The organism is Paenibacillus sp. FSL M8-0228 (genome assembly GCF_038007385.1).
GTDB classification, from domain to species: domain Bacteria; phylum Bacillota; class Bacilli; order Paenibacillales; family Paenibacillaceae; genus Paenibacillus; species Paenibacillus polymyxa_D.
Genome location: NZ_JBBOXA010000001.1, coordinates 4,967,974 through 4,978,273, shown reverse-complemented (window position 1 = coordinate 4,978,273; position 10,300 = coordinate 4,967,974). Strand labels below are relative to the sequence as shown.

Sequence of the window (10,300 nt, the reverse complement as noted above, 5' to 3'; positions counted from 1 at the left end):
GAATCTGACGTCAAGTGCCGCTGAGTAACGATTTCAATTTACTGGAAAGTCGACAAAACACAACAGAAATCCGAAAAACGAAAAGAAGTAATTGCCGATCGTTGCAGACGAGTTTAATCTTTTGACTATGACACCAGAAGAACAACAAAAGGCACACGAAGACTACAGGATAAAAAGGAAACGTGAAGCTCTTGGAGAAGACTTTTGGTATTATGCCGAAACGTTTTCTTCAGTATTACAATCAGGAGGCTGGAATAGTAATCTACCTTCCATAAGTTCACTATTTAAAGAATTAAGTAAAATCAAGCTATCATTCGAACAAAAAAAGAGAATTAATAAACTAGCTAGAGATATAATGGCTTCATTGAAAGAAGTAAATAATGAATTAGTAAGAGATTTGATAGAAGAATTTAATAAAATAAAAATGGATAATAACCTAACTTTAGTTCAAAAAGAGCATCTGAAGACAGCACTTCTTGAACTCTCACGAACTACAGGGAGGTTAGTTCAAATATATGGACAATGGACTAAAGATGGACAGATTATTAGAGATAATTCTTTGAAAAAGAAAATGGATCATTTAAGCACGTTATATGCGACATCCAGTATATTGAGGAAATGGTTATGAAAATTATATTATCGTAATAGTACAAGTTTCCAACTTTCTTTTTATGGTAATTTGTGGTGGTTTCAGACTTTTTATTTTTCGTGTTTATCACGTGCTCTGGCAAACGCAGTAAAATCAACAAATTTGGTTCACGACTTTTTTATCACCTGACACTTCCTGTTCAGAAACATTAATGTAGGTAACTACGATTTAGTGTTGGTAACTCAAGATTATTAAAAACACGGCTGCTTTGGTTTAAATAAATATTATGGTAAAGAAATATTAGAAAAGTTAAAGACAGGAGAACATATTGATAAGGATTAATTTGGAGAGACCATATATTATTTGTCTGTCACATGCTAACATCACTAAATGGCAAAATCGTTGGAGATTTCTTAGAAGAGAATCGAACGGCATATTTTACTAAAAAATACAAGGGAATTCATGATCGTTACGAATGCCAAGCATGGATTTGCGGCAGGATTACCATGGAGAAACATTTCACTTTTGGAAAAAAAAATTTAGATCAAGACAACACTCCGACGATCCCTAGAACAGATTACGTAGCGAATCCCAATGCTAAAACCTATGCAGTTGCAGTAGATCCTTTTAGGAAATTAGATGGACAAAAAACATCATTTCTAATGATGATGATCGATTCGGTCATCATATTATAGAAGTACTTTCCGAACAAGCATCGGATGCTCATTTAGCTCATTTGAAAAAGCTAGGTAACTCTTATGTTTTTGGAGGAAAAGAAAGTTTGAATTTCACTGTTGAAGGTTTAATTGATGAGATTAGTTTAGTTTAGTTTAGTTTTAGTCCCGATAGTAGATGGTGCTTCTAACTCTTTGACGCTATTTGAAACGAGTGCTCATCTTCAAAAAACTAAGCCAGTAAATTTCTTTTTAAAGAGCGTAGAAAAACTGGACGATGGTGGGCTATGGATGAAGTAGGTGATAAATCCTTAAATAGGACTTGAGGCCATCAACTGTCCTCTTATTTGCTATGTTCAAGTTGGAGTGGCAGCCCTGATAGGCTGCCATTATTTTTCGTCCTTGGCTGTCGCTGTTATAACCCCTTGTTTTTCAAAAATGCCGACTTCACGGTAACCCATTTTCGATACAGCATCTGACCGTCTTCAAACTAAAAGGCATGAGCCCGGTACAATACCGAACTCATGCCCAACTGGTTGCATAAAAATATTTGTCTAACTTTAAGGGGGCACTTCATACAGGGCTGCTTTTATACTACGGCCTAATTGCTCGTGTATTTTACCCAATCATATTCAGCGTATAGCGGATTCGCTCCATTATACGAACCTAGCCAGTCGTCAACACCAGTGCCATTCCATAAATTCATCATAATCTTGCCTGGCGTGCTTGGTATGTTCGTAGTTGCCGTATGCTTTAGAACCCCGTCAACATACCACTTAATGTATCCTGGTTGCCAATCGAATGCATAGGTGTGAAAGCCTCTTGATGCATCAAAGCCCAGATCAACAACCTTCTCGTGACCACCGACACCGTTTGTATAATAGTTGAATTGTACTTTTGTCGTGTCTTTGCCTAAAAATTCAATATCTATTTCATCCCATTGCGTGCCATCAGTAGGCCCCGTATACGTAAAAAAGGAAGATACGATCCCTGTATTTTTAGCAGGCTTCATACTGACCTCGTATAAGCCGTATCTGTAAGTGTTCGTCGATCGATACTCTCCGCAGTCAAACTTATTGTACGCAGAACTCGTTAAGCCAAGCTTCATTTTGCCATCGTTCGTAAAATTAACATTATTGGCACGCCAAGTGCAATTAAACATGTTCCCATTGGAATATCCGTCTGCCTTTTGCCATGCCCCCGAATTGAAACCATTAAGTGGTTCCCAAAAAACATTCCCCGCATAAACGCTTACCGAAAAAAACAGAGAGACAATGCCCGTGACCATTAAAGTGAACCAAGATTTCTTCTTCATTTTACACCTCCATAAAAGATTGACCAAACATGAAAGAAATGGATGACGATGATACATTATTTCAAGTATTGACCATCTTACCGAAAAAATAAAGCGCTTTCAAATTTGGTATCTTCATTGTAGTTTGAAATGGAGTCGTCCACAATAGCAAACTTAACACTTGAGGCATAATTTAAAAAAAACTAAATTTTATCAAGTTGTGGTTTAAAAATGTAAGTACTACAATTATATACAAGAAATGAAAATCAGGATTAAAATATTCTATTAAGGGGGGAAATGACGATTTTGAAATGGGATAGACTCAGGAAGCGGAGCCACTACATGTTTATACCATTTTATTCTCTTGGTATAATAGTCAATTAATTTTTGAAGAGGAGGCCTTTCTTTGAAAAAATTAGGTATGGTATGTAAAATAGCTCTGATACTTGTATTCTTATTGCCTTTAACACCGGTCTTTGGCCAACATATAGATGCATGGTCAGGTATGCCTATGGGAAAGCTCCATGTCAGGGGCAATCAATTGGTGAACAGCAGCGGAAAACCTGTTGTTTTAAGTGGCTGGCATCAGCCGTCGGGGGCATACTGGACCTATCAAAATAGTAATTATTATCTCAATTTAAATGGTAACAATCGTCATGCAGCAATTTTGGCTTATTTGAAGGATATCACTGACACCTTTGCAGACACCAGACCGAAGTATGGAAGCAACCACGGCTGGTATATGAATCAGGTCCGATTGTTTATTGACCGCCAGGATATGGGAGATGTGGCCGCAGGGTCATACAATTTCTCAGGTTTACAAGCAGCTACACAAAATGTGATTATTCCATACATCAATTATGCGAAAACAAAGGGCATTTATGTTACCCTTGGTCTTGATTTCACTTTGGCTAACGACCAGGCTACAACACAATCCAATCTGGACAAATTCAATCAAATATGGGGGTATCTTGCCTCGCAGCCGGCTATTAATAGCGCGGATAACGTCATGTTTGAACTGATCAACGAGCCTATTAAGTCATATGCGAATGGGCATTGGGGAGGCTATCCTGGCGAAAATGATTTTGTTGACCATTGGAATGATCTGAGAAGATTCCAAAACTCTATCATTTCCACGATTCGAAGTAAAGGAGCGGATAATGTCATCTGGGCTGCAGGACTTGGATACAACCAATTTTACAGCCCGGCGGCAAAACACCCGCTGATAGATCCATTGAACAACTACGGCTATGCTGTCCACTGGTATCCGGGCTACGGAGCGCATGATAACAAGGACAAGCTAAAATCACAATGGGATTCCAACATTAAGGCGGCAGCTCAAGCCTATCCAATAAATATCACAGAATTTACCTGGTTCAAAACACAGCCCGGCGATTCGGAGTACTGGAATTTGTTTAACGGCTCTAATAATGGATTTGGGCAAAACACGAAGTCCATTTTTACAGCAGCCGGTAATGTCAGCATGACCGCACACATGAATGGCTTTCTGCTGGAAGCTGGAGCAAGGAGTTCATTTGCGGACCCAACAGCCGGGTTAAAGTGGGATGGCGATAACCGACGTCAGGCGATGGCCCGCTTCTTGTTTGACTGGTACTATGAGCGTGCACGGACCTATCCGAGAGCACTACTCCAGAACAGTGAATCAGCAACGGATAATCTGCCTGCGGATGCACCGACTGATGTGCTTACAGATACATACATTAATGCACCGACGGACGCACAATCAGAATGATGTTAATACTTTCAGCTACCGACAGCCTTTCCAATTGGATAGGCTGTCGTATTATCTTATAGAAATGACTAGTGTAAGATTGACGGCCATTATGAGGCCTTCCGTTATGTAAAGTTGTTGAAATGATGGGGAGAGAGTATAGTTTGTATGTATTTATTTTGTACGGGAAGAGGTTCATATGGCGACAATTCATGATGTAGCATTAAAAGCGGGCGTGTCGGTCACTACCGTATCCCGTGTAATGAATAACCGGGGATATATCAGCGAAACTACACGCAAAAAAGTGTTCGACGCAATGGAGGAACTTAATTATCAACCAAATGAAATAGCACGATCTCTGCTACGTAAGCAGTCCAATATTATTGGCCTTATTATTCCCAATGTCTCGCATCCTTTCTTCAGTGAGCTTGCCAATCAGGTTGAGTATTACGCCTATCAGCATGGCTGCAAGGTCCTGCTGTGCAATTCACATATGGATCCCGTGAAAGAGAAAGTGTATATTGATATGTTGAAGCGGAACCGGGTGGATGGCATCATTATGGGTAGCCATACATTAGAAGTAGAAGAGTACCGACATTTGAATTCACCGATCGTGACGTTTGATAGGCAGATTGACCCGTATATTCCTTACATATCCTCGGATAATTATCGCGGAGGCGAGCTGGCTACGGAGCTGCTCATTCGCAAAGGCTGCCGGAAAATTGCCCATATCTGCGGAAATCTGGAGCTGAACATGCTGTCCAATGAGCGGACCAAAGCATTCCGGGATGTGGTGGGTAAGCATAATGTCCAGCATGTGATTGTTCAAACGGACTTGAATGTGTTCGACCAGAAGGAGTACGAGCGGATCATTTCAAAACTCGTTTATGAACATCCAGATGTGGATGGGGTGTTCGCAACAAGTGATATTATTGCTGCTTTTGCGCTGAAAGAATATATTCGCGCTGGAAGGCATGTGCCAGAGAATGTGCGTATTGTAGGCTTCGATGATGTAAGCGTTGCTTCCTGGCTGACGCCAGAACTTACATCGGTAAGACAGCCGATTGCAGAGATCGGCAGGCTGGCGGTCGAGCTGATCCGCAGGCAGGCGGAGGGGGAGCAGGTACAACCTGTCAATCTGTTGCCTGTTGAACTAATTGAGCGTGCAACGACCTGAATGAAAATCTGTTCCTCTAACAAGGGGAACAGATTTTTTTTAGTACAAGTTAAAAATTCAACATGTCAAACGATTGACACAAGTTAAACCTTTGACATATAATCCGTTTGTAAGCGTTTTATTTAAGTGTTCAGAGCCATTATATAAATAAGGGGATGACAACAGTGAGTAAATTCAAAAGAGTTCAATGGATGGTAATGCTGCTTCTTTTAGTTATGGTGGTGTCTGCATGTGGTGGCTCCGGTGGAGAAGGTAATTCGGCTTCTGGAGGGGGATCAGGGGATTCGAAAAATGTGAAGATTACGCTTTTGAACTCCAAAGGCGAAATCCTTCCACAGCTGGAGGAAGCCGCTAAGGCCTTCCAGAAAGACAATCCGGGTATTACTGTTGAAATCCAGCCGGTTCCGACTGGTGGGTCGCCTTTTGAGCGTGCCTCCGCTTTGTACGCATCCGGAAACCCGCCGACCATGATCATGCTAGATACAGGTGATGTGGAGAAGTTCAAGGACCGTATCCTCGATCTGAGCGGAGAAAAGTGGAATAAGGACACAGTTGAAAACGCTACCACAGCTACGACGGTTGACGGCAAAAATTATGCGTTTCCGCTGGCTGTTGAAGGCTACGGATTCATTTACAACAAAGCCGTTGTAGATAAAGCGGTAGGCGGAAGCTTTGATCCTACCACAATTAAAACCCGAAATGACCTTGAAAAACTGTTTCAGCAAATTGAGGCATCTGGTAAGAAAGCATTGGTGATTTCACCAATGGACTGGTCTCTGGGCGCTCATTATTTGCCTCTTGCTTATGCAGGCCAGAACAAAGACATGGCTGAAGTGGACAAATTCATGGCGTCACTAAAAACGGGCCAGGCTAGCTTGGCTAATAATCCTGTATTTAACGGACTTATGGATACATTCGACCTCATGATGAAATACAACATCGATCAGGCTTCTCCGCTAGCAGGAGCTTATGAACGCGGACCGGAGCTGCTCGGCAAAGGTGAAGTTGGCATTTGGTTCATGGGCAACTGGGCATGGCCGCAAATCAACAGTTTTGATACGGCTAACAAAGAATATGGTTTCTTGCCTGTACCCATCAGTAACAATGCCGATGACTACGGCAATCAGGAGATTTCGTCCGCTGTATCCAAGCGCATTGTTATTGACAAGGAGAAGACTACTCCGGAACAGCAAGATGCGGCGAAGAAGTTCCTGAACTGGATCGTATATGATGAGAAAGGCCAGGATTTCCTCGTGAACCAAGCGAACATTATCCCGGCGTTCAAAAATATTACACTGCCTGCGGCCGACCCGCTTGGCAAGTCCATCCAGGATTATATTGCAAAAGGCAAGTCAGAGCAGTCGATGAGCATGCTGCCTGCGGACCACTGGTCTAAGACAGGATCTTCCATGCAAAAGTATCTGGCGAAACAGGGAGATCGTGCAACACTGGTTAAAGAAATCGAAAACTACTGGAAAACCGTTAAATAAGGTTGTTTTCAAATTACCTGGAATAGAGAGAGAAACCCGAAACAAAGGAAGGGATCATCATGATTACGGAAAAAGGAGTATGGAACCGGCTGCGGACGCGGCTACTGTTTACGGGCCCAACCTTGTTTGCCTTCATAACGGTAATGATTATTCCATTTTTGTATGGCATCTATCTGACGTTCACAAACTGGGATGGTATTTCCACCACACTATCGCTGGTAGGCATCCAAAACTATCTGGCTGTTTTTAGAGATATCGAGTTTTGGAAGTCATTCGGCTTGACGCTCAAGTATGTGTTTTATACCGTTGTTCTTATCAATGTGATCGCTTTTATGCTGGCTTATGTGCTGACTAAAGGGTTAAAAGGGCAGAGTATTTTCCGGGCAGGATTTTTCCTGCCCAACCTTGTCGGGGGCATTGTACTCGGTTTTATCTGGCAGTTTATATTCAACAACGTGCTTGTCTATTTGGGACAACATGCCAGTATACAGTCGCTCAGCACGACTTGGCTGGCTGATCCCGACAAAGCGTTCTGGGCACTCGTGATTGTAACGGTGTGGCAGAACGCGGGTTACATGATGGTCATTTACATCGCGGGATTGACGGGTGTGCCGAATGATATTATGGAGGCCGCAAGCATTGATGGGGCAAACAGCTGGACCAGACTGCGGAAAATGGTATTGCCCTTGATGGTTCCTTCTTTCATCGTATGTATATTTTTGTCCCTGCAACGCGGATTTATGGTCTATGACGTGAACCTTGCGCTCACGAAAGGTGGGCCGTTCAGCAGTACTCAAATGGTGTCGATGCATGTGTATGAAAAGGCATTCCTTTCCCGTGATTATGGTGTGGGGCAAGCAGAAGCATTCGTGTTGTTCCTGATGGTTGCTCTCATCACTCTGCTTCAGGTTTATTTTAGTAAGAAGTTGGAGGTGGAGGCGTAATGACAAGAAAAAGAGTTGCTTCCTCCGTAATCAAATTCATTGTGCTGACAGTCATACTCATATTGTTCATCGTACCGTTCGTCTTTCTGCTGATCAATTCGTTCAAAGAAAACATGGCCATCACCTCAAATCCGTTATCGCTTCCAGAGAGCTTCAGTATGGTCAATTATATGAATGCATTTGATAAAATGAATTACATCGCTGCCTTCACCAACTCATTGGTCATAACGGTGTTAAGCGTTCTGTTTATATCGCTGTTTGCGGCGATGACGGCTCATTATTTTGTCAGAAACAACACCAAGTTCAACCAATATACATTTATGCTGATGGTTGCATCCATGATCATTCCATTCCAGGCTATCATGATTCCATTGGTGAAAATCTACGGGTCACTTGATCTGCTGAACAGTAAGTGGTCGCTGATTTATATGTATATCGGTTTTGGTAGCTCGCTGGCCGTCTTCATTTATCATGGTTTCGTAAAGAGTATTCCAAAAGAACTGGAGGAAGCGGCGCTAATTGACGGCTGCACGCGGGTTCAAACATTCTTCCGGATCGTGTTTCCGGTACTGATGCCCACGACTGCCACCATTTCCATTCTCAATGTGCTGTGGATCTGGAATGATTTTCTGCTGCCTTCCCTCATTCTGGTCGATCCGGAGCAAAGGACACTTCCGTTGTCCACGTATAACTTTTATGGAACCTATACAGTGGATTATGGTCCATTGATGGCAAGTTTGGTACTGACGATATTTCCGATCATTATCATCTATCTGTTCGCCCAGAAGTATATTATTCAGGGTGTTATGCAAGGTTCGATTAAATAATTGTAGGAGTAGGATGCCTTATCAAACAGACTAGAACGTATACGAGAGAGCGTGCAGATCAATTTATTTCCCAATCGAAGCATATGCTTCGGCCGGATTATCGGCTGAACTACCATTTAATGGCTGAATTCGGCTGGATGAATGATCCGAACGGCTTCATTCAATATAACGGGCAGTATCACTTGTTCTATCAACATTACCCGTATAAATCAGTATGGGGACCGATGCACTGGGGACATGCAGTCAGCCGCGATCTTATGAAGTGGGATTATCTACCGGTCGCTTTGGCACCGGACGGCGAGTTCGACCAGGATGGCTGCTTCTCTGGCAGTGCGATAGAGCAGGACGGGAAGCTTGTCCTGATGTATACCGGACATGTTGTAACCGGGCCTGACAAGGATCAGGATTACAAGCAGTCACAAGGGATTGCAGTATCGGAGGACGGGGTGACATTCGAAAAGTGGGAGGGCAATCCGGTCATCGGTTATGACGCCGTACCGGACACGATCAGCCGTAAAGACTTCCGTGACCCTAAGGTGTTCAGGCACGAAGATCAATATTACGCCGTTCTTGGTTCTAATGATGCCCAAGGGAACGGACTTGTACTGCTTTATCGTTCTGAAGACCTGAAAAGCTGGACGTATGTCAATGTACTAGCCGTGAGTGACGGACGTTTCGGCGATAATTGGGAGTGTCCGGATTTGTTCCCGCTTGGCGGTCGGCACGTATTTATGCTGTCTCCACAGCGCATGCCCCCTCAGGGAGAAGCATACCGCAATCTGCATTCCACCATGTACGGTATAGGTGATTTCAATGCGGAGGCTGGAACATTTACGGCAGAGCGGTATGCTCAGGTAGATCACGGATTCGATTTCTATGCCCCGCAGTCAACCTTGGATGATAAAGGGCGGCGAATCGTCATCGGATGGATGGATATGTGGGAGTCGGAGATGCCGACCCAGCAAGGGCACCATTGGGCGGGTGCAATGAGTCTTCCGCGGGAAGCGGTTATCGACCACGACAGATTGCTGTTCCGTCCGCTTGAAGAGGTGGAAAATTACCGATCCAATCTGTTCGAACAGCGGGATATCTTGCTGACAGGCGAGCAGATCATGGAAACGTTCGGAGATAGCTACGAACTGAAGGCGGTATTTGAGTTCGAAGCCAGTAACACCAATGAATTCGGCTTGAAGCTGCGAGTGGGCGACGAAGAGGAGACTGTACTCTCGTATCGTCCCGATGACGGTCTGTTCCGTTTTAACCGTGAGCGTGCAGGTATAGGCCCGGGCGGAGAGAGAAGAGTGCCTTTAAACTTAAACGAGGGCCGTCTGGAGCTTCGGATTTTTGTCGATAAAAGCTCGGTGGAAATATTCATCGGCGACGGTGAATACGTCCTCACAGGAAGAGTGTATCCGGGAGCAGAATCTACAGGCATTCGAGCGTTCACGAGCGGAAAGTGTACGATGGCTTCGTTTCAGAAGTGGGATATCTCCACATAGAAATGCATGATAAACAGGAACCCGACCCTTGATGGTCAGGGCTCCTGTTTTTTTGTAGAATTGTAATCGTGTGA

General features: G+C 43.5%; 8 protein-coding genes. 7 read left to right on the top strand and 1 reads right to left on the bottom strand.

Translation table 11 applies throughout. The features are described 5' to 3' along the window. The first annotated feature begins 121 nt into the window (after window positions 1-121). Window positions 122-628 (top strand): hypothetical protein, encoded by a 507-nt coding sequence (locus MKY98_RS22565; protein WP_176715724.1) that lies wholly within the window; start codon window positions 122-124, stop codon window positions 626-628. 1,236 nt (window positions 629-1,864) lie between these two features. Here the strand turns inward: MKY98_RS22565 and bglS are convergent. Beyond that, complete coding sequence (gene bglS, locus MKY98_RS22560; RefSeq protein ID WP_029519363.1) at window positions 1,865-2,578, bottom strand: beta-glucanase; 714 nt, start codon at window positions 2,576-2,578, stop codon at window positions 1,865-1,867. 385 nt (window positions 2,579-2,963) lie between these two features. Here bglS and MKY98_RS22555 point away from each other — a divergent pair, with 385 nt between their 5' ends. The 6 genes from MKY98_RS22555 (at window position 2,964) to MKY98_RS22530 (ending at window position 10,226) form a co-directional block, all read left to right on the top strand. After that, window positions 2,964-4,310, top strand: a complete 1,347-nt coding sequence (locus MKY98_RS22555) for a cellulase family glycosylhydrolase (RefSeq protein WP_069011603.1) — start codon at window positions 2,964-2,966, stop codon at window positions 4,308-4,310. Between the two features lie 178 nt (window positions 4,311-4,488). Next, window positions 4,489-5,466: a LacI family DNA-binding transcriptional regulator gene (locus tag MKY98_RS22550; RefSeq protein ID WP_069011602.1), complete on the top strand. Its 978-nt coding sequence runs from the start codon at window positions 4,489-4,491 to the stop codon at window positions 5,464-5,466. A 164-nt stretch (window positions 5,467-5,630) separates the two neighbouring features. Further along, window positions 5,631-6,956 (top strand): ABC transporter substrate-binding protein, encoded by a 1,326-nt coding sequence (locus tag MKY98_RS22545; protein ID WP_029519359.1) that lies wholly within the window; start codon window positions 5,631-5,633, stop codon window positions 6,954-6,956. A gap of 59 nt (window positions 6,957-7,015) precedes the next feature. Then, on the top strand, window positions 7,016-7,900 hold the full coding sequence (locus MKY98_RS22540) for a carbohydrate ABC transporter permease (RefSeq protein ID WP_029519358.1): 885 nt from the start codon (window positions 7,016-7,018) through the stop codon (window positions 7,898-7,900). Next, a complete protein-coding gene (locus MKY98_RS22535; protein ID WP_029519357.1) occupies window positions 7,900-8,727 on the top strand; it encodes a carbohydrate ABC transporter permease in 828 nt (275 codons plus the stop codon). Before MKY98_RS22540 ends, MKY98_RS22535 begins: the two co-directional genes overlap by 1 nt. 83 nt (window positions 8,728-8,810) lie before the next feature. After that, complete coding sequence (locus MKY98_RS22530; RefSeq protein WP_029519355.1) at window positions 8,811-10,226, top strand: glycoside hydrolase family 32 protein; 1,416 nt, start codon at window positions 8,811-8,813, stop codon at window positions 10,224-10,226. Window positions 10,227-10,300 lie beyond the last annotated feature (74 nt).